The organism is Povalibacter sp. (genome assembly GCF_036735925.1).
Lineage (GTDB): Bacteria > Pseudomonadota > Gammaproteobacteria > Steroidobacterales > Steroidobacteraceae > Steroidobacter.
Genome location: NZ_DAINNK010000016.1, coordinates 1 through 18,904 on the forward strand (window position 1 = coordinate 1; position 18,904 = coordinate 18,904).

Genomic DNA, 18,904 nt, shown 5'->3' on the forward strand with positions numbered 1-18,904 from the left:
AGGCCGGCTGAAGCCGGCCCCACAGGTCCGTCACACCAGCGTGTGATAGACGTTCTGCACGTCGTCGTCCTGCTCCAGCTTGTCGATCAGCGTCATCACTTCCGTCGCCTGCGCTTCTGGCAGTTCAGTCGGCGTGATGCAGATGTATTCGTGCGACGCCGAGATCGGCACGATCTTGCGATCTTCGAGCGCCTTCTGCATCTGGCCGAAGTCGGGGAAATTGCAGCGGACCACGAGCTGCGGTTCGCCCTTGTCGCCGGTGCTTTCGCCCATTTCTTCCAGGCCGTGATCGATCAGATCGAGTTCCAGGTCGTCCTGCACGATGCCTTCCGGGCTGAGGCGGAACACGCCCATTTTCCTGAACTGGAAGCTGACGCTGCCTGAGGCGGCGAGATTGCCGCCATTGTTGTCGAACACGTTGCGTACGTTGGCGACGGTGCGGGTCGGGTTGTCCGTGGCTGCTTCGACGATGATCGCCACGCCGTGCGGGCCATAGCCCTCATAGATGATCTCGTTGTAGTTCGCTGCGTCCTTGCCCGAGGCGCGCTTGATCGCCGAGTTCACGTTGTCCTTCGGCATGTTCACGGCGCGGGCGTTCTGGATCGCCCGGCGCAGCGCCGGGTTCGAGGCCGGGTCGGGCCCGCCGGCTTTCACGGCGATGGCGATTTCCTTGCCGACGCGGGCGAACTGCTTCGCCATGCGATTCCAGCGCGCAAACATTGCGTGCTTTCGTACTTCGAAAATGCGACCCATGGGGGAGCCTGGTGGCTGAAAGAAGGGCGGCAATTATGCCCGATCCGGGCCGGTGGATGCGGGGCGCCTCTGGTCTTCCTGTAGGTCAGGCTTCAGCCTGACATCTTGAAAAAGGCCGGCTGAAGCCGGCCCCACAAAAAGAGGCCCCACAAAAAAAGAAAGGCCGTCAGCCTTTCGCCTCCCACGTGACTTCGGCCTTGGCGGCCGAGGCACGACGCAGCAGGTCGATGAGCGGAGCGGCACGCACCGCCAGCTCGATGGGCGGCTCGTGGCGTTCTTCTTCCTCGGCGTCCAGGTCTTCATTCATGGCTGGGGGAGCAGCGGTGTGGTGCTCAGCGTCTGCCCGACGCTTCAGTTCGGCGAGCCCGGCTTCCAGCTTCGTCAACGCCACACCGACATCTTCGCCGGTCAGCGCCGCCGGAATGCGGCCCGTGGTCCCCATCAGGGACAGCAACTGCTTGGCGGTGTCGCCGAACATGGTGATCGATCCAGTCGCCGTTGAACGGAAAATGATCAGCATGGAACGTCTCTCCGGCAGTCGCGAATGAACCGATACTGCCCGATCAGGTGCAGCCGCGCAGCAGGAAAAGTACCAGCAGTACGGGAATGGGCACACCGATCAGCCACAGCAGAATCCAGCCCATCTTGCCCTGCTGTTTCTCCAGCCGTTGCCTGAGTTCGCGCATGACACGTTACCTGCAGAATGAATCTGCTTCGGTAACGGACGGGCGCAGTGGGCGGTTCCGGAGGAAGAGGTTTCACACGGAGATCACGGAGGGCACGGAGGGCACGGAGGTAGAGAAGAAGAATTTCCACGGGGGAAGAATGGGGACACGGGGAACACGGGGTTCGGAACAGAAAAATCCTTTCTTGCCCCCGTGTCCCCCGTGTTCCCATTCTTCCCCCCGTGGAAATTCTTCTCTCTTGATCTCCGGCTCCGTGATCTCCGTGTGAAATTCCTGTTTTCAGCTCTGTGCCACGGAAGCAGAGGCGAGCCACATCGCGAGCGTCGTTTCGCGATCGGCACCCTGACCGCTGATGATCACCTGGGCCTGCTTCTTCGTGTAATAGCCACGCGCGGTGAGCATCGCGAGCGAGCCGCAGAGATCGCCGAAGTAGACGCTGCGGCCGATGGAGCTCATCTGTTCGGGCGGCAGCTTCTGCTGCTGTTCGGTGAACGCGGCGATCGACAGATCCGAGAGCTTCCATGACTGTGCAATGAGGCTGGCGGTGCAGGCGCGCTGCGTGCGGATGGCTTCGATGATCACGTCCGCGCGCGGCGTGAGATGAGGGAAGTCGCGATACTTGTCGAGCGCCAGCCGGAACAGGACGATGTTGGCGAGCAGGCTCATGAGGCCGAGCAACTGCGCGACGATGGGTTTGATGTCGCCGCCCGTTCTCGCATGCACTTCCGCCGCCATCGCCGTGCGCTCGGCCTGTTCCCAGGTGAAGTCTGCGAACTTCTCGAACGAGCCGCGCGGAATGCGGAACACCGGCTGCAGGATGGCCGAGGCCATCAGCGAACGCAGTCCATTGGTTCCGAGCAGCATCACGGCGCGATCGAGGCTCTCGATCGGTTCGGGCGACGTTCGATAGTAGGCGCTGTTCGCGCGCTGCAGCACCGCGCCGGCCAGTGCGGGATCTTCCAGCAGCACGCGGACCAGTTCCTCGCGCGTGCTCTCGTCGTCGTTGATGGCCTGCAACAGGCGCGGCAGCAGCATCGGGCGGCGCGGAAAGTAGTCGCGTTCGTACACCGATTCGTCGAGCGACTTGCTGATCGCGTCCAGCACCGGCACGTGGTCGTCGGGCACCTGCGGTTCGAAGCGGGTCAGGCTGAAGGCGATGCGGTAGCACTCGTCGACTGCCTGCTCGATCTCGGTGGTCGTGAAGGGGATTTCATCGGCCCGGCCGAGCGGCAGCGGAGCCGGGGCAGTGGACTCGGCCTCGCGGGACGCGGGGCGTTGATCCTTGCGCAGGATCATGAACAGGACGACCGCGAGTACCGCGATCAGCAGGATCAGGATTGCGATCCACATTCTCCCGTCGGTCCCCTCGTTGTTTTCAGTGTGGTGCGATCATAGCGGTTTACGCACCTGATCGGTGCGGGGCGCTCTGCCTGTGGGGCCGGCTTTCCCGCGGGATTCCCTTCGGTCACAGCCGGCCTTCTTCTGTAGGTCAGGCTTCAGCCTGACAGTTCTCAGGCCGGCTGAAGCCGGCCCCACAGGAAGAGGCAGATCTCCGGGCAATGCCATTGGAGTGAGTCTTGCAGAGACAGCATGCATTCCTCAACGAGGTCACGCTGCTTGTCCATCCACGTCGCGCTCAATCACGTCACGCAGTATCGCTACGACCGGCGCGTCGGTCTCGGCCCGCAGGTGATCCGGCTGCGGCCGGCGCCGCATTCGCGCACGCGCATCCTGTCGTATTCGCTGCGCGTCACGCCCGAAGAGCATTTCATCAACTGGCAGCAGGATCCGCAGTCGAATTATCTCGCCCGGCTGGTCTTTCCGGAAAAGACCACCGAACTGCGCATCGAGGTGAACCTGGTCGCCGAGATGGCGGTGTTCAATCCCTTCGATTTCTTTCTGGAGGAATACGCCGAGAATTTTCCGTTTGCGTATCAGCCGGAAGAGCGGCGCGAACTGGCGCCGTATCTCATCGCGGCGCCGCTGACGCCGCTGTTCGCGAAGTATCTCGAATCGATTCCGCGCGAACGCGTGCGCACGATCGACTTCCTGGTCGATCTCAACCGGCGCCTGTCGCAGGACGTGAAGTACCTGATCCGGCTCGAACCCGGCGTGCAGACGCCCGAGGAAACGTTGCAGAAGACCTCGGGCTCGTGCCGCGATTCGGCCTGGTTGCTGGCGCAACTGCTGCGGCACCTGGGCCTCGCGACGCGCTTCGTCTCGGGCTACCTGATCCAGCTCGTGGCCGACGTGAAGTCGCTCGATGGACCGTCCGGCACGTCGGTGGATTTCACCGATCTGCATGCGTGGTGCGAGGTCTATCTGCCGGGCGCAGGCTGGATCGGTCTCGATCCCACGTCCGGCCTGCTCGCGGGCGAAGGACACATTCCGCTCGCGTGTACGCCCGAGCCGTCCGCGGCGGCGCCGGTCAGCGGTGCGGTCGATGAGTGCGAAGTCGAGTTCGCGCACTCGATGAAGGTCGAGCGCATCTGGGAAGCGCCGCGCGTCACCAGACCCTATACCGAAGAGCAATGGGCGCAGATCGACAGGCTCGGCGCGCAGGTCGATGCCGAACTGTTGGCGCAGGACGTGCGCCTGACCATGGGCGGCGAGCCGACCTTCGTTGCCATCGACGATCCCGACAGCGCGGAATGGAACACCGATGCGCTCGGTCCCAACAAACGACGCCTGGCGGCGGAGCTGTTTCACAAACTGCGCGAGAAGTACGCGCCGCAGGGTCTTGCGCACTTCGGACAGGGCAAGTGGTATCCCGGCGAGCAGTTGCCGCGCTGGTCGCTCAACTGTTTCTGGCGGCGTGACGGCGAGCCGATGTGGGCCGATCCGGCGCTGTACGCGAACGAGGCCGTCGACTACCAGGCTGACGAACTCAAGGCCCGGCGCTTCCTGAGCGCGGTCGCACAGCGACTCGGCGTAGCGCCGCGCTACGTGTTCGCGGCCTATGAAGACGCCTTCTACTACCTGTGGCGCGAGCGTCAGTTGCCGGCCAATGTCGATCCCTTCGATTCGAACCTGGCCGATCCGCTCGAACGCGCGCGACTGGCGAACGTGTTCAGCCGCGGACTCGACCAGGTGATCGGGCACGTGCTGCCGATCGCGCGCACCGACACCGGCTGGCAATCCGGCCCGTGGTTCCTGCGGGCCGAGCGCTGCTACCTGGTGCCGGGCGATTCGCCGATCGGCTATCGCCTGCCGCGCGATTCGCAGCCGTGGGTGAGGGGCGTCGACTATCCGTGGCTGTATGAAGTCGATCCGAGTCAGCCGCGTCCGCCGCTGGCGACGCATGCGGATATTCGGCGGCAGTTCGCGGCGGGCCCCCATCCTGTCCTTCCCCCGCAGAGCGGGGGAAGGGACGCCGTATTCGGCCGCGATGCCAGATTTCCATCAATCTCAGATGGAGCGTCCCCTCCCTTGCCCGAAGGGCGGGGGAGGGACAGGGAGGGGGCAGCGCCACAGCAAGGTGAATCGGCATCGTGGATCACCCGCACTGCAATGTGCGCCGAGCCGCGCGACGGCGTGCTCTACATCTTCATGCCGCCATTGACTCAGCTCGAGGACTACCTCGAACTCGTGAGCGCAGTGGAGTCCGTCGCCCAGGCGCAGTCGCTGCCGGTGATCCTCGAAGGCTACGAGCCGCCGCGCGATCCGCGCCTGAACAGTTTCCGCGTCACGCCCGATCCGGGCGTCATCGAAGTGAACATTCATCCGGCGTCGAACTGGAGCGAACTGGTCGAGCGCACCACGCATCTCTACGACACCGCGCGCGAAACCCGGCTCAGCACCGAGAAGTTCATGCTCGACGGCCGGCACAGCGGCACGGGCGGCGGCAATCACTTCGTGCTCGGCGGCGCGACGCCGGAGGACTCACCGTTCCTGCGGCGTCCCGATCTGTTGCGCAGCCTGATCGCGTACTGGCACAACCATCCGTCGCTCTCGTACCTGTTTTCCGGCCTGTTCATCGGCCCGGGTTCGCAGGCACCGCGCGTCGACGAGGCCCGCAACGATTCGCTGTACGAACTGGAGATCGCCTTCCGCCAGTTCCCGCCGCCGGGCGGCGACGTGCCGCCGTGGCTGGTGGACCGGCTGCTGCGCAACCTGCTGATCGACGTCACCGGCAATACGCATCGCGCCGAATTCTGTATCGACAAGCTCTATTCGCCCGACAGCTCGACCGGCCGACTCGGCCTGCTGGAAATGCGCGCCTTCGAAATGCCGCCGCATGCGCGCATGAGCCTCACGCAGCAGTTGTTGCTGCGCTCGCTGCTGGCGAAGTTCTGGCGCGAGCCCTATCAGCCGTCGCGCCTCGCACGCTGGGGCACGGAGCTGCACGACCGTTTCATGCTGCCGTACTTCGTCAAGGAGGATCTGCGCGATGTGATGCAGGAACTCTCGTCCAGCGGCTATCCAGTGCAGGCCGACTGGTTCGCGCCGCATTTCGAATTCCGCTTCCCCAAGATCGGCGACTACGCCCACGGCGGCGTCGAACTCGAACTGCGCCATGCGCTGGAGCCCTGGCACACGATGGGCGAGGAGGGCGCAGTCGGCGGCGCCGTGCGCTATGTCGATTCCTCGGTCGAGCGCCTGCAGGTGCATGTCACCGGTCTCGCGCCGGATCGCTACACGCTGGCCTGCAACGGCCGCGCGATTCCGCTGCGTCCGACCGGCAAGGTCGGCGAGTTCGTGGCCGGCGTGCGCTATCGTGCCTGGCAGCCGCCGTCATCGCTGCAGCCGCGGATCCCGCCGCATGCGCCGCTGACGTTCGACCTGGTCGACACCTGGATGCAGCGCTCGATCGGTGGCTGCCAGTACCACGTCGCGCATCCGGGCGGTCGCAATTATTCGGTGTTTCCGGTGAATGCGTTCGAGGCCGAGAGCCGCCGGCTGGCGCGCTTCTTCCGGACCGGCTTTTCACCCGGCCGGGTCGGAATGCCGCAGCCCGAGGGAACGAACGAGTTCTCGTTCACGTTCGACCTGCGCAGATGAAATTCCGGGCAGGGCTGTTCTTCCTGTAGGTCAGGCTTTAGCCTGACTCCGGGAAGAGCCGGCTGAAGCCGGCCCCACAGGAAGAAATCGAGCCCCATGCCCCAGCCCACCGTCATCACTCCCTACACCGCCGACCGTTCGCGCTACGACGAACTGCTCGCGGCCGATGGCGAGGTGCGGGCGCACTGGCGGCCGCTGATCGAGCGGCTCGATGCCTCGAACGCGGATGCGATCCGTCGCGGCGTCGAACTCGCGCGGCGCCTGATCGTCGAGAACGGCGTCACCTACAACGTCTACGCCGACCCGCAGGGACGCGACCGGCCGTGGCAGCTCGATACGCTGCCGCTGATCCTGCCCGCGGAGGAATGGCAGTCGCTTGCCGCGGGCGTCGCGCAGCGCGCCAGCCTGCTCGATTCGCTGCTTGCGGATCTCTACGGCCCGCAGCGCCTGCTGGCCGAAGGCATCGTGCCGCCGGAGATCGTCTTCGGTCATCCGAACTTTCTCTGGCCGTGCCGCGGCCTGAGTCCGGTCGGCGGTCGCTGGCTGCACGTCTACGCGGCCGATCTCGCGCGTGCGCCGAACGGTCAATGGTGGGTGCTGGGTGATCGCACCCAGACACCGTCGGGTCCCGGTTACGCGCTGGAGAATCGCCGTATCGTCTCGCGCGTCTTTCCGCAGGTGCTCGATGATCTGCGCGTGCGCTCGCCGGGTGGATTCTTCGCGACCCTGCGCGAACAGTTGCTGAGCCAGGTGGAGGACGACGAGTCGCCGCTCGCCGTCGTCCTGACGCCGGGGCCCTTCAACGAAACCTATTTCGAGCACGCATATCTGGCGCGCCAGCTCGGTCTCGCGCTGGTCGAGGGCGCGGACCTCACCGTGCGTGGCGACACGCTCTATCTCAAGACCTTCGCGGGACTGCGGCGCGTGCATGCCGTGCTGCGCCGTCTCGACGATGATTTCTGCGACCCCGCCGAACTGCGTTCGGATTCGGCGCTCGGCGTGCCGGGACTGCTGCAGGTCGTGCGCGCACGTCGCGTCGTGCTGGCGAATGCACTCGGCAGCGGCGTGCTCGAATCGGCGAGCTGGCTCGGCTTTCTGCCGCCGATCGCCGAATGGTTCAGCAGCGAAGCGCTCGCGCTGCCGTCGGTCGCGACGTGGTGGTGCGGCGAGCGGCCCGCGCTCGAACACGTCATCGCAAATCTCGATCAACTCGTCATCAAGCCGACGTTTCCCAACCAGCGTTTCGAGCCCGTGTTCGGACGGACGCTGGATCGCAAGGCGAAGGCGGCGCTGATTGCACGCCTGCGTTCGCGGCCCTATGCCTACGTCGCGCAGGAGCGTGTGGCGCTGTCGCAATCGCCGGCGTGGGGACCGAACGGCGTGACTGCACGCGCACTCGCGATTCGCGTCTACGCGGTGGCCACGCCGAACGGTTACGAAGTGATGCCGGGCGGCCTCGCGCGCATCGCGCAGGATGCTTCGGCCGACATCGTGTCGAATCAGCGCGGCGGCGGCAGCAAGGACATCTGGGTGATCGCTGCTGACAGTAGCGACGACGGCGACGCCCCCGTGCCTGCGCAGCGTCGTCGCGGCCGCAACGAAGACCTGCCGTCGAGACTGGTCGAGAACCTGTTCTGGATGGGTCGCTACGCCGGCCGCTGCGAGGACAAGGCGCGACTGGCGCGCGCGACGCTGGCGCTCGATACGCGCTCGGAGTCCTGGAAACATGCCATCAACAGTTGCGCGCATTTCGGCGTGCTGGCGGAAAAGTCCGATCTCGCGACGAGCCTGTTCGACATGACGAATGCCGCCGGCCTCGCTGCCGATCTGCGCCGGCTCGAGTGGTCGGCGACCCAGGCGCGTAGCCGTCTGTCCGCCGAACACTGGCGCGCCATCGGCGTACTGCAGCGCCAGTATCACGAATCCGCTTCGAGCCGCAGCGATGCGCGCGAAGCGCTGGATCGACTGGTGCTGGCACTGTCGGGCCTGGCCGGCTTCGCGCTGGACGACATGACGCAGGACGACGGCTGGCGGATGCTGATCCTCGGCCGGCGGCTCGAGCGCGTGCAGTTCCTGTCGGCGCTGTTCGGCCTGCGCTTGGCGGTTGCCGCGGCGCCGTCGCGCGGCGAACTCGAATGGTGGCTGGACATCACCGGCAGCACAGTGGCGTACCGCACACGCAACCTGGAACGCGCGCGACTCGCGTCGGTGCTGCACCTGCTGATCCGCGACGGCCAGAATCCCCGCAGTCTCGGTTTCCAGTGCGCCGAGATCCGCGCGATCCTCAACCACCTGCGGCTGTCGGGCGGCATCGCGCCGGATGAATGCTTCGATCCGGCCGTCGCCGACATCGACGACGCCGATCTCGGCGTGCTCGAAGGCGCGGGCTATACGGCCATCGCGGCGCGACAGGCGTTCGCACAGCGCCTGCTGGCATTGGCCGGCGCCGCGACGGATCTGTCGGACCGGTTGTCGATGCGCCATTTCTCGCACACCGAGGGCGATCTGCAGGTGGTGGCGGCATGAGCACCTCGGCGGCCTATCGCATCCGGCACCAGACGTCGTACGCCTACAGCGGCGACGTCGTGCATTCGCACCAACTGCTGCATCTCGCGCCACGCGACACCGCGCGACAGACGTGTACGCAGCACAGCATCGTCATCGACCCGCCGCCGGCGCACAGTCGTGTCGACGTCGATGCCTTCGGCAATCCGGTGACGCGGCTGGAGTTCGATCGCGTGCACGACAGGCTCGACGTCACCGCCGAGATGGCGGTGCAGGTGCATAGTTGCGCGGATCGAGAACTCAAGAGCGAAGCCTGGGAACGCGTGCGCGGCGGTCTTGCCTATTCGGGCCGTCCGCCCGGCGCCGAGCGGCTCGAAGCCATGCGCTTTCGCGCCGAATCGCCGCACGTGCGCATCAAGCAGGTGTTCAACGACTATGCGCAGGAATGCTTTCCCGCCGGTCGCACCGTGCTCGAATGCGCCGAGCGCCTGATGCACAAGCTGCACGACGAGATGACGTATGCACCGGGTGAAACCACGGTGTCGACCTCGCTGCTGGATGTGCTCGATACGCGTCGCGGCGTCTGTCAGGACTACGCGCACCTGATGATCGCGTGCCTGCGTTCGCGCGGACTCGCGGCACGCTATGTCAGCGGCTATCTGCGCACCGTGCCTGTGTCCGGCGCGACGGCACTCGTCGGCGCCGATGCTTCGCATGCATGGGTGTCGGTCTACTGTCCTGTTTCCGGCTGGATCGAATTCGATCCCACCAACGGCGTGCGCGCCGACACGGATCACATCACCGTCGCCTGGGGCCGCGACTTCGCCGACGTCTCGCCGCTGCGCGGCGTCATCGTCGGGGGCGGTCAGCACCGGTTGTCGGTGCGGGTGAGTGTGGTTCCGGAATGAAGCCGGATCGTGCGTCCCTTCCTCCGCGCAGCGGGGGAAGGACAGGATGGGGTTTTTTGTAGGTCAGGCTTCAGCCTGACTCTGATGAAGAGGCCGGCTGAAGCCGGCCCCACAGTTAAGAGGCCCCCACCCCAACCCTCCCCCGCTGCGCGGAGGAGGGGATCAGGCCCGCGGCAAGATCAGGCGGCGCGCTCGCTCGCGCCCAGAAATTCCACCAGCGTCGAGGTGAATTCCTGCGCCTTCTCGATATTCGACAGGTGCGCCGCTTCCAGCATTTTCAGTCGCGCGCCGGGAATCGAGTTCGCGATCAGTTCGGCATGGTCCGGCGGCGTGGCAGGGTCCTTCGTGCCGCCGATCACGAGCGTCGTCGTCGTGATTCCCTTGATGTCTTCGCGCAGGTCCATGTCGCGGATCGCCGCGCAGCACGCAGCGTAGCCCGCCGGGCTGGTCGCCAGCAGCATCTGGCGCACGCGCTCCACGCGATCGGGCTCGGCTTCGCGGAACCCGGGTGTGAACCAGCGGCCCAGCGTGCCCTCGGTCAATGCCGCCATGCCTTCCGTGCGCACTGTCTGGATGCGCGACTGCCAGCCCTCGCGCGGCGGCATGTGCGCCGAGGTATTGCAGAGCGCGGCCTTCAGCACCCTATCCGGCCAGTGCCGTGCGATGGTCATGGCCGTCATGCCGCCGAGCGATACGCCGCACAGGTGAGCCCGTGCGATACCGCAGGCATCGAGCACGGCGAGTGCATCGCGCGCCAGCTGTTCCAGCGTGAGTTCCTCGCGGGTGCCTGGCGTCGATCCGCCGTGTCCGCGCGCGTCGTAGCGCACCAGTTCGAACTGCTCCTGCAGCACGTCTGCCTGGTCGTCCCACATTTCCAGACTCGTGCCCAGCGAGTTGATCAGCAGCAGCGCGGGCGCGCCGGGGCGCGGTGCATGTTCGTAGCGCAGTTGCGCATCTTCGGTCACGACTGTCTTCATGGGGTTCCCGGACGGTTCTGCTCGAGTTCGCGAATGACGTCTTCGGCCTGGTGCATCGCCGTGTTGGCGGCAGGTACACCGGCATAAATCGCCGCATGCAGGATGAGTTCCTTCAATTCATCCTGCGTCAGTCCATTGTTGAATGCACCGCGGACGTGGCCGCGGAATTCATCCCAGCGGCCCAGCGCGATACAGATCGACAGCGTGATGCAGGAGCGCATCCGGCGATCGAGACCGGGGCGGTTCCACACGTCTCCCCACGCATAACGGGTGAGGAAGTCCTGGAAGTCGCGATTGAAGTCGTTGAGCTGCGAGTTGGCTCGATCGACCCACGCGTCGCCGAGTACGGCGCGACGATTGCGCGTTCCCGCATCGTAGCGTTCCTGATCATCCATCGCTGTCTGCTCCGGTCTTGCGTTGTGTCAGATAGGCATGAGTGCGCGCCTCGGCAGCGGCGAGGTCGCGGGTCGCGGCCGGCAGTTCCTTTTCCGCAATCTCCCGCAATGCCGAGGAGAGATTGGCCTGCATGCGCTGGCTGTCGATCCGCAATCCGCGAAACGCATTGGTCAGCGAGAGCAGCGCGCCGTGTGTGAGGCTGCATAGTTGCGGCAGGACGATCCACTCGGCATGCCATGCGCCCGCGGCCCGTTCGTGTTCCTGCAGCATCGTCGTCAGCAGTGTCGAGGCGAGGTGCGGAGTCGTCGTGGCGGCGGCGACGGCAGCGACCGAATCCACGGGATTGTGCTTGTGCGGCATGGCCGTCGAACCGCCCTTGCCGGGCGCTGACGATTCGGACAACTCGCCGATCTCGGATTGCATCTGCAGGATCAGATCGCGCGCCATTTTTCCGAGCTGCCCGGTCAACGTGGCCAGCGCCGTGCCGAACTCGGCGATGCAGACCCGGTTGGTGTGCCAGCAGATCGGCGCCGGCCGCAATCGCAACCGGACTGCGACGCCGGCTACCAGTTCCGGCGCAAGCACGCCGGCGCTGGTCAACGTGCCGACCGGCCCGCTAAGTTGCAGGAACAAACCGCTGCGCATCAGCTGCGCCAGCCGCGCAGCGATCTGGTCCAGCCCCGCCAGTGCCGCCGCGAACTTGTAACCGAGCGTCGTTGGCATTGCCTGCTGCAGCAGCGTTCTGGCGATCATCGGCGTCTGCGCATGCGTCTGCGCCAGCGTCGCGACGGTTTCGCACAATGGGTGCAGATCGCGGCGGACGAGCCTGAGGGTGTCGCGCATCGCCAGCATGGTGGCGGTGTCGATGACATCCTGGCTGGTGCTGCCGTGATGCACCCACTCAGCCGCTTCGGGATCGACGGCCTTCACCAGCGTGCGCAACTGCTGCACGAAAGGAATAGCCGGATTGCCGGCGATGGCGGCCGCAGAAAGATCGATGCGCGCAATGAGTTTGCGGTCGGCGCAGAGGCCGGCGATCGTCCGGGCTGCGGTTTCGGGGATCAGTCCCAGTTCTCCCTGGACTTTCGCCAGCGCGCCCTCGAACTCGAGCATGTAGGCGAGTTGCTGCGCGGGTGCGAACAGCGCGGCGACTTCACTGCTGTGGAACTGGGAATCCAAGGGTCCCCCGGAAGGTGTGATGGGCCGTCGCGCGGCGATTTCGCCGGATACTAAATGAGTGTCGCGCACGCAGCATCGACGTTGGCCGCAAGGCTCGCCGGCAATTGCAGGTCAACCCGCTATGTCGTATAACGATTTTCGTCCCGGCCTTGGCGAAACCCCATGGAAAATGCCGATTCCACCTTTCCATCGCCGGCCAGCGGCCTGGTGTTCCGCCGCGAGCTGCGGATCGAATGGGGCGATTGCGATCCGGCCGGCATCGTCTTCTATCCGCGCTATCTCGCCTTCTTCGATGCCAATACCGCCTACCTGTTCGAGGCGGCGGGTCTGCCGAAAACAGAACTCGTGAAAACCTACGACATCATCGGCATGCCCCTGGTCGATGTCGGCGCGAAGTTCTTCATGCCTTCGCGGTTCGGCGACCGGGTCACCGTCGAGAGCCATGTCGCGCAGTGGAAGCGCTCCAGCCTGACCATCGAGCATCGAATCCAGCGCGACGGCAGACTGGCGGTGCAGGGCCACGAAAGCCGCGTCTGGGCCGGCAAGGATCCGGACCGTCCGGGCGGCATCAAGGCGCGCGCCATTCCGGAAGAAGTCATGCAACGTTTTGCCGGCAGACTGAGCGACTCATGAAAGACCGGTCCCGCGGTTCGAGTGCCCGGCCTCGTGCGAAGGCGGCCTCTGTCGCAACGCCGAAAACGCGACAGCGCGCCGCGGCACTCGGTCCGCTGTCGCACTTCATCGGCTATGCCTTGCGACGCGCCCAGCTCGTCGTCTTCGACGACTTCTTCCACACCTTTGCGGATCTGGACCTGCGTCCGGCGCAGTTCGGTCTGCTGATCGTGATCAGCCAGAATCCCGGACTCAAGCAGGCGGATGCGAGCGCCGCGCTCGGCATCCAGACGCCGAACTTCGTCGCGCTCGTCGATGCGCTGGAACGCCGCGGCATCGTGCAGCGCCTGCCGACCGAGAACGACCGGCGCTCCTATGCACTGCATCTCACCAGGGCCGGAGAGGCGTTGCTGAAGCGTGTACTCGTACGTCAGGCCGAACACGAAGAGCGCATGACCGCGCGCATCGGCAAGGCCGGCAGGGAGCAGCTGCTGGCATTGCTCGACAAACTCGCCAACGTGGACTGAGGTCGCCTTGTCGCATCCCTATCCGCTCGAATCGGTGAGGGACGATCCGCCTCACCTGTATCCGCAGTACGCATCGACGGTTGAGCGTCACGCCGTCGCAGACCGTCGGCCCGTACTTTGAGATCGGCCTCATTCACGAGCGCTGGAATCGTCTCTGCACGGGAGAAGGACAGCGACTGACGATCGCGGGTTCGGTCCTCGACGCCGCAGGTCAACCTGTCACCGATGCCATGCTGGAAATCTGGCAGCCGGATCGTCGCGCGTTCGGCCGCTTTCGCACCGATCCAGCCAGCGGTGAGTTCCGGTTCGATGTCATGAGACCTGTCAGCCTCCGGTGCGGATCAGGCGCCGCACCTGTGCGTCGGCGTGTTCGCAGCGTGGGCTGCTGAAGCGGCTCTATACACGCATCTATTTCGACGGCGAACCGGGCAACGCCAGCGATCCGGTTCTCGCTCTCGTTCCGGCGGTGCGGCGAGCTACGCTGATTGCGGTTGCCGCCGAGATGCCGGGCGGTCCGCTCCGATTCGATATCCGCCTGTCCGGTCCGGGCGAGATGGTGTTCTTCCACTGCTGATCCGGTGCGGCCCGTTCAGGGAATGCCCGATTCCTTGACAGCACTCCCAGCGGTCCAGACAATGCCCGCCCTTCCATCGCCGGCTGGACTTTCCCGAGGTCCGCCCGAGTAGAGAAAGGCTAGGTAGCTCAGCTGGTTAGAGCGTGGCACTCATAATGCCGAGGTCGTGGGTTCGAGTCCCACCCTAGCCACCATTCGGTCCGCCGGCACCGTCCGGAGACTTCCCGAAAATTTCTTTCGATCTCCCTCCACCTTCTTTCAGGGCGAGAGCCTGGCCGCCATCTCCTTGATCACGATCGTGCGCGCCGTGCGAATGATTCTGAGCTGCCCGGCACGCGTGGCAGCTGCGACATCCGTCCCCTCGAACTCCTGGATGAGATCGTCCGCGGCTGCCTCAATCCTTCCGGTGGAGTGCGCGAGCAGGCGTTTGATGGCGGTGCGCGTCAGCCCGAGCGCTTCAGCGAACTTTGTGTAGTTAGCCGAATCCACCTGCGCGAAGGTCGCCGCATCACCGATCTTCGTGCTCAAGGGAGTATGCGGCCACTGGAGGTTGCCGCCCGGCGCGGTGTGATACGACTCGGTAGACACCAGATCGTAGAAAGGCGCGAGCTGAACGCCCTCGGCATCTACGTGGAACGACAGATTCTTCAGGTGGGCATCCGCATTGCCGGTGAGCAGATTGAAAAGCACCCAGCTTGCGATGTCCTGACGCGCCCGCGCGCGGTTCGTGCAGTAGCGGATGATGCTCGCGAAAGTCTGTACCGTTGCCTGCTGATATTTGAACGTGCGATCGAGCCCCAGCAGCTGACAGGCATCGATGATGTGCAGTCGCCGGGTTTCTTCTCCCGCCTGCTGGCGATCGAACCGCTCGATCAGGTACACCGGTTCCGGTACGTAGCGTATCTGCACCGCTGGCACGCGCAGACCGATACGATCTGCCAGTCGCATGGTGAAGAATTCGTTCGCGACCGAGTTCGGCCAGTTCTCTCGATCCACGTGATCGGGTTTCAGCAGGTGCGTCGACGGAGTCTCGCCTTCCGGGAAGAAGAGCGAACCGTTCACCATGCTGACGGCCATCTTGTGCTGGGCGCCGGCGAGACTCATCCGCTTGGGTGCATCCGCTGCAAGACTTTGCTTCGGAAGTTTCCTGATCCGGTCGCTCAACTCGGCATCAGCGAGAGGCACATACCCGGATCGCCCCACCGCTTCGCCGGGAGCGCGCAAGGTGATCGCGCCTGCAGACTCGCTGCCGTAGCAAGCAAGGAGGCCGAATGCATCTGCCGCCGGAATCTGTGCGTCAGCAGCCAGCAGATCGCGCGCCTGCTCCTCGGGTAACAGGTTGTCGAAGAACCACTGCACCGGACGTGACGTCGCGCCGTCGACGATAGAGCCCATCGCGCGTGGCATGTGCGGGGAGAGATCGAAGCCGGTGTCGATCCACGCGGGGTCGTACTCGAACACCCACAGGTTGTTTTGCTCGCGCAGTCGCCCCACGGACTGTCCGTTGATCGTGGCCACCAGTTCGCGCATGGGCGCGCTCATCGGTGTGAATCGGTGTCAGGCGCGGAGTCCACGGTGATCGATGATTCCCGCAGATGTCGATTGACTGCGGCCGTATCCAGTCCTGCGGGCAACTCCAGCCGGAGCGTCACTCCAAGTTCGCGCAATGCTTCGATCACCTTGCCGAGTTGGGCGGTAGGCTTGCCGTCCTCGAGGTCGCCGATGAAGCTGTGGGAAAAGCGGCCCACTTCGTCCTGGCGAAGAGCTTGAGCCTTGCGCACGGCGCGCACCAAAGCGCCCAGCTGCTTTGTGTCGCGAATGGGTACGCATGGAATGGGCATGGCTGACCTCCAAAAAATAGCCGACTGGCTATTTTGTACGGGCGGGAGGCGTGCAAGCAACAAGAAAATAGCCGAGCTACTATTTTTATCCGGTGCCCAAGCTGTTGCTTGCCAAGGAGAGCCGAGCGGCTAGTTTTTTTGCGGAGAAGTCTGCGAAAGACGGGCTGAATCCATTTTTATGGTTCCGTCCCTGAAGAGCGTGGCTCGATCCGTCGTCAGTACATGGGCTGCGAACGAGAATCGGACATTCCCCTCCAGCACCGTCGATTCGTCGTCGCTGCGATTCGCGCTGTCGGCGCTCCAGGTCATTTCAAGGTCGTCAGCGTCGGTTGGCTTGACGACGACGTTGCCTGAATAGTCGATTTCGCCGCTGGCCGATGTCGACATGTGATCCGCGGAGAATGCAATGCGCTGCCCTTCACCTTTCAACGGGACCGCGCGTGCAGGCTCCGGTTGAGCTGCCCACGCGGCATAGCTGCCGGAGATGATCAGCGCGGTCGTCAATACCGCGCCAGACAATTTGCGGGCGAAACCAGGTGCGGGACGTTTGAGCATGGCGATTCTCTCCTTCAAGGGATGGCTGGATTGCCAATGACAGCCGATGGGCAGGCGCCACGTGGACTCGGCGGCGAGTTGCGTCTTGAGCAGGGCATCGGCGTAGCAACGTCGTCCTGAGCCTGATTCCGCAAGCACCGTCGCATCGCAGGCCAGCTCCTGATCGAGTCTCAATCGTGCTATCGCCCAGTACATGACTGGATTGAACCAGAAGAGACACAGCGCTGTTTCCGCGATGGTATTGACGAGGATGTCGCCCCGGCGCCTGTGCACGTGTTCGTGCGCGAGAATCAAGGCGCACGCTTGCCGGTCATAGAGGGCTTCGAAATGAGTCGGCAGAACGATGCGGGGGCGCCAGATGCCAATGAGCACAGGGCCGCTGACCGACGCGCTGCGGAACGTACCGTCGTGGGCAGAAGCCAGGTGGCCCAGAGAGCGACTGAACGCTCGCTGTCGATACAGCATCAACGCCAGCATCGAGGCACTGCCTGCAGCCCAAAGAAACAGTCCCATGGCGGTGTAGTCAGCGGCGCCTGTCATTTGTCCGGAAAGCGCCGGGGCGGCAAATGTGCTGAGTATCGAATCGGGCAAGGTCTGGATGGCGGTTTCCGACGATCCTGAGGGTGCGGGTAGTGCAAGGACGAGCGTGCTCGCCGGAACCAGCAGCCACAACCCGTAGGCAACTTGCGCGCCTGCAATTCGCCTCATGGGCCTGCGCAGGAGCGCCACGACGAAAATCGCCACGCTCGATGCGATCGTCAGCTCGGCAAGCACCTGCATCAGGCTAACGCTCATTGTCGAGTTCCTCGATCAGGCGTTTGAGATCCGCGAGATCCTTCCTGGTCAACTTTCGCTGCTTGCTGAAGTGCGCTACGAACGGCGCCACGCGACCTCCGAACAGCCGGTCCAGCAGGCCCTTGCTCTCGCTGGACAGCCACTGTTCGCGCTGAAGTATCGGGGAATACAAATAGCGCCGACCGTCCCTCTGCGCGCTGATCGCGCGTTTCTTGAGAAGTCTGTTCAGCAGAGTCTTGATCGTGGGTTCTTGCCAGTCCTGCCGGCCCTTCAACGCAGTCACGACCTCTTCCGTAGCGACCGGACTGGACTGCCACAGCACTTCCATGACAACGGATTCCGCTTCAGTAATGGTCGGGATGTCTTTCATCGGTCTGATTGCCGGGGTAGCGATTACACGTGTAGACGAATATAAATTTACACTTGTAATCGATGAAGTCAATACCGGCGGCGAGTGTTCGAGTCGCGAGCCCTCAGCGCGCCGGCGCCTTGAGCAGCGCCTTGTCGAGGATGCCGCCGTCGGCGAAGTGTTCCTTCGTGACCGCATCCCAGCCGCCGAATGCCTGCTCGATCGTCACGAGCTTCACGGGCGGAAACTGCAGCGCGTACTTCCGGCTGATCGCTGCGTCGTCGACGCGGTTGTAGTGCTTCGCGATGATTTCCTGGCCTTGCGGCGAGTACAGGAACTGCAGGTAGGCGGTGGCGGCTTTGCGCGTGCCCTTTCTGTCGACGACCCTGTCGACGATCGCCACGGGGAAATCCGCCCGCAGGCTCAGCGACGGCATCACGGCTTCGAGATTGCTTTTGCCGTACTCGGTGCGGATCGCAGTGATCTCGGCTTCGAACGTCACCAGCGCATCGCCGATGCCGCGTTCGATGAACGTCGTCGTCGCACCGCGGCCGCCCGTGTCGAAGACGGGGACGTTCGCGAGCAGTTTGCCGACGAATGCCGCGGCCTGCTGCCGGTCGCCCTTGTACTGGTCGAGTGCAAAGGCGTAGGCGGCGAGGTACGTATAGCGGCCGTTGCCGGAGGTCTTCGGATTCGGAAAGACCACCTGCACGCCGGGGCGCACGAGATCGGACCAGTCGCGGATTTTTTTCGGATTGCCCTGTCGCACGAGGATCACGGGCAGCGAGTAGTACGGCGATGCATCGTGCGGCAGACGCTGGCGCCAGTCGGCGCCGACGAGGCCGCGCTGGCGGAGCAGATCGATGTCGGTGACCTGATTGAACGTCACGACGTCTGCCGGCAGTCCTTCGGCGACGGCGCGCGCCTGTTTCGACGAGCCGCCGTGCGACTGGCGTATCCGCAGCGTCTCCCCGGTTTTCGCCTGCCAGTCCGCGACAAACGCCGGGTTGATCTCGTCGTACAGTTCGCGCGAGACGTCGTAGGAGGCGTTGAGGAGATCGGCGGCGAGCGGTGCCTTGCCGAGGATCAGCGCGGCGATGGCGACGATGGTTCGTAGCCGGTGGAGTCGGGAGTCTGTGCAGCTCATGGAGCGCAGTATGGATTCAGGAAGGCGTCGCGGTCACATGTGCAAACAGTCTTTGGGTATGACTGCCCGTTGTATGCCAGCCGTTTTGCCTTCCCCAGC

At 64.5% G+C, this 18,904-nt stretch carries 19 protein-coding genes and 1 tRNA gene; 8 read left to right on the forward strand and 12 right to left on the reverse strand.

Annotation, left to right across the window (positions count from 1 at the left end):
• Positions 1-30 precede the first annotated feature (30 nt).
• From V7D81_RS07165 to V7D81_RS07180, 4 genes are all read right to left on the reverse strand, one after another.
• On the reverse strand, positions 31-753 hold the full coding sequence (locus tag V7D81_RS07165; RefSeq protein WP_324315461.1) for a YebC/PmpR family DNA-binding transcriptional regulator: 723 nt from the start codon (positions 751-753) through the stop codon (positions 31-33).
• Between the two features lie 166 nt (positions 754-919).
• Complete coding sequence (locus V7D81_RS07170; protein WP_324315462.1) at positions 920-1,273, reverse strand: DUF1840 domain-containing protein; 354 nt, start codon at positions 1,271-1,273, stop codon at positions 920-922.
• 43 nt (positions 1,274-1,316) lie between these two features.
• Positions 1,317-1,439: a hypothetical protein gene (locus tag V7D81_RS07175; protein ID WP_324315463.1), complete on the reverse strand. Its 123-nt coding sequence runs from the start codon at positions 1,437-1,439 to the stop codon at positions 1,317-1,319.
• A 279-nt stretch (positions 1,440-1,718) separates the two neighbouring features.
• Positions 1,719-2,789 carry an HDOD domain-containing protein gene (locus tag V7D81_RS07180; protein WP_324315464.1) on the reverse strand — a complete coding sequence of 357 codons (1,071 nt, stop codon included), beginning with the start codon at positions 2,787-2,789 and terminating at the stop codon, positions 1,719-1,721.
• A gap of 267 nt (positions 2,790-3,056) precedes the next feature.
• Here V7D81_RS07180 and V7D81_RS07185 point away from each other — a divergent pair, with 267 nt between their 5' ends.
• From V7D81_RS07185 to V7D81_RS07195, 3 genes are all read left to right on the forward strand, one after another.
• Positions 3,057-6,440, forward strand: a complete 3,384-nt coding sequence (locus V7D81_RS07185) for a transglutaminase family protein (protein ID WP_324315465.1) — start codon at positions 3,057-3,059, stop codon at positions 6,438-6,440.
• A gap of 96 nt (positions 6,441-6,536) precedes the next feature.
• Complete coding sequence (locus tag V7D81_RS07190) at positions 6,537-8,966, forward strand: circularly permuted type 2 ATP-grasp protein (RefSeq protein WP_324315466.1); 2,430 nt, start codon at positions 6,537-6,539, stop codon at positions 8,964-8,966.
• Positions 8,963-9,853, forward strand: coding sequence for a transglutaminase family protein (locus V7D81_RS07195; protein ID WP_324315467.1), 891 nt, complete (start codon positions 8,963-8,965; stop codon positions 9,851-9,853). The genes V7D81_RS07190 and V7D81_RS07195 overlap by 4 nt, the downstream gene beginning before the upstream one ends.
• A 179-nt stretch (positions 9,854-10,032) precedes the next feature.
• Here the strand turns inward: V7D81_RS07195 and pcaD are convergent, their stop codons facing one another.
• From pcaD to V7D81_RS07210, 3 genes are read right to left on the reverse strand one after another with little or no spacing between them, the layout of a single operon-like run.
• On the reverse strand, positions 10,033-10,830 hold the full coding sequence (pcaD, locus tag V7D81_RS07200; RefSeq protein WP_324315468.1) for a 3-oxoadipate enol-lactonase: 798 nt from the start codon (positions 10,828-10,830) through the stop codon (positions 10,033-10,035).
• Positions 10,827-11,225, reverse strand: coding sequence for a 4-carboxymuconolactone decarboxylase (gene pcaC / locus V7D81_RS07205; RefSeq protein ID WP_324315469.1), 399 nt, complete (start codon positions 11,223-11,225; stop codon positions 10,827-10,829). Before pcaC ends, pcaD begins: the two co-directional genes overlap by 4 nt.
• On the reverse strand, positions 11,218-12,405 hold the full coding sequence (locus V7D81_RS07210; protein ID WP_324315470.1) for a lyase family protein: 1,188 nt from the start codon (positions 12,403-12,405) through the stop codon (positions 11,218-11,220). Before V7D81_RS07210 ends, pcaC begins: the two co-directional genes overlap by 8 nt.
• A 162-nt stretch (positions 12,406-12,567) precedes the next feature.
• Here V7D81_RS07210 and V7D81_RS07215 point away from each other — a divergent pair, with 162 nt between their 5' ends.
• The 5 genes from V7D81_RS07215 (at position 12,568) to V7D81_RS07230 (ending at position 14,312) form a co-directional block, all read left to right on the forward strand.
• Positions 12,568-13,038 (forward strand): acyl-CoA thioesterase, encoded by a 471-nt coding sequence (locus tag V7D81_RS07215; RefSeq protein ID WP_324315471.1) that lies wholly within the window; start codon positions 12,568-12,570, stop codon positions 13,036-13,038.
• Positions 13,035-13,544 (forward strand): MarR family winged helix-turn-helix transcriptional regulator, encoded by a 510-nt coding sequence (locus V7D81_RS07220; protein WP_324315472.1) that lies wholly within the window; start codon positions 13,035-13,037, stop codon positions 13,542-13,544. The genes V7D81_RS07215 and V7D81_RS07220 overlap by 4 nt, the downstream gene beginning before the upstream one ends.
• An 80-nt stretch (positions 13,545-13,624) precedes the next feature.
• Entirely contained in the window at positions 13,625-13,933 is a 309-nt protein-coding gene (locus V7D81_RS23205; RefSeq protein WP_349257626.1) for a dioxygenase family protein, read from the forward strand.
• A complete protein-coding gene (locus V7D81_RS07225; RefSeq protein WP_324315473.1) occupies positions 13,879-14,118 on the forward strand; it encodes a hypothetical protein in 240 nt (79 codons plus the stop codon). The genes V7D81_RS23205 and V7D81_RS07225 overlap by 55 nt, the downstream gene beginning before the upstream one ends.
• 117 nt (positions 14,119-14,235) lie before the next feature.
• Positions 14,236-14,312: transfer RNA gene (locus V7D81_RS07230), tRNA-Met, on the forward strand.
• A gap of 64 nt (positions 14,313-14,376) precedes the next feature.
• Here V7D81_RS07230 and V7D81_RS07235 read toward each other — a convergent pair.
• The 5 genes from V7D81_RS07235 to V7D81_RS07255 all read right to left on the reverse strand — a co-directional run bounded on the left by V7D81_RS07235 (position 14,377) and on the right by V7D81_RS07255 (position 18,805).
• On the reverse strand, positions 14,377-15,660 hold the full coding sequence (locus V7D81_RS07235) for a HipA domain-containing protein (protein WP_324315474.1): 1,284 nt from the start codon (positions 15,658-15,660) through the stop codon (positions 14,377-14,379).
• Positions 15,657-15,959: a hypothetical protein gene (locus tag V7D81_RS07240; protein ID WP_324315475.1), complete on the reverse strand. Its 303-nt coding sequence runs from the start codon at positions 15,957-15,959 to the stop codon at positions 15,657-15,659. The genes V7D81_RS07235 and V7D81_RS07240 overlap by 4 nt, the downstream gene beginning before the upstream one ends.
• A 129-nt stretch (positions 15,960-16,088) precedes the next feature.
• Positions 16,089-17,309 (reverse strand): M56 family metallopeptidase, encoded by a 1,221-nt coding sequence (locus tag V7D81_RS07245; protein WP_324315476.1) that lies wholly within the window; start codon positions 17,307-17,309, stop codon positions 16,089-16,091.
• Positions 17,299-17,679, reverse strand: a complete 381-nt coding sequence (locus tag V7D81_RS07250) for a BlaI/MecI/CopY family transcriptional regulator (RefSeq protein ID WP_324315477.1) — start codon at positions 17,677-17,679, stop codon at positions 17,299-17,301. The genes V7D81_RS07245 and V7D81_RS07250 overlap by 11 nt, the downstream gene beginning before the upstream one ends.
• Positions 17,680-17,782: 103 nt before the next feature.
• The gene (locus V7D81_RS07255; RefSeq protein WP_324315478.1) at positions 17,783-18,805 is read right to left on the reverse strand and encodes a sulfate ABC transporter substrate-binding protein; all 1,023 of its coding nucleotides are present in this window, start codon (positions 18,803-18,805) and stop codon (positions 17,783-17,785) included.
• Between the last annotated feature and the right edge of the window lie 99 nt (positions 18,806-18,904).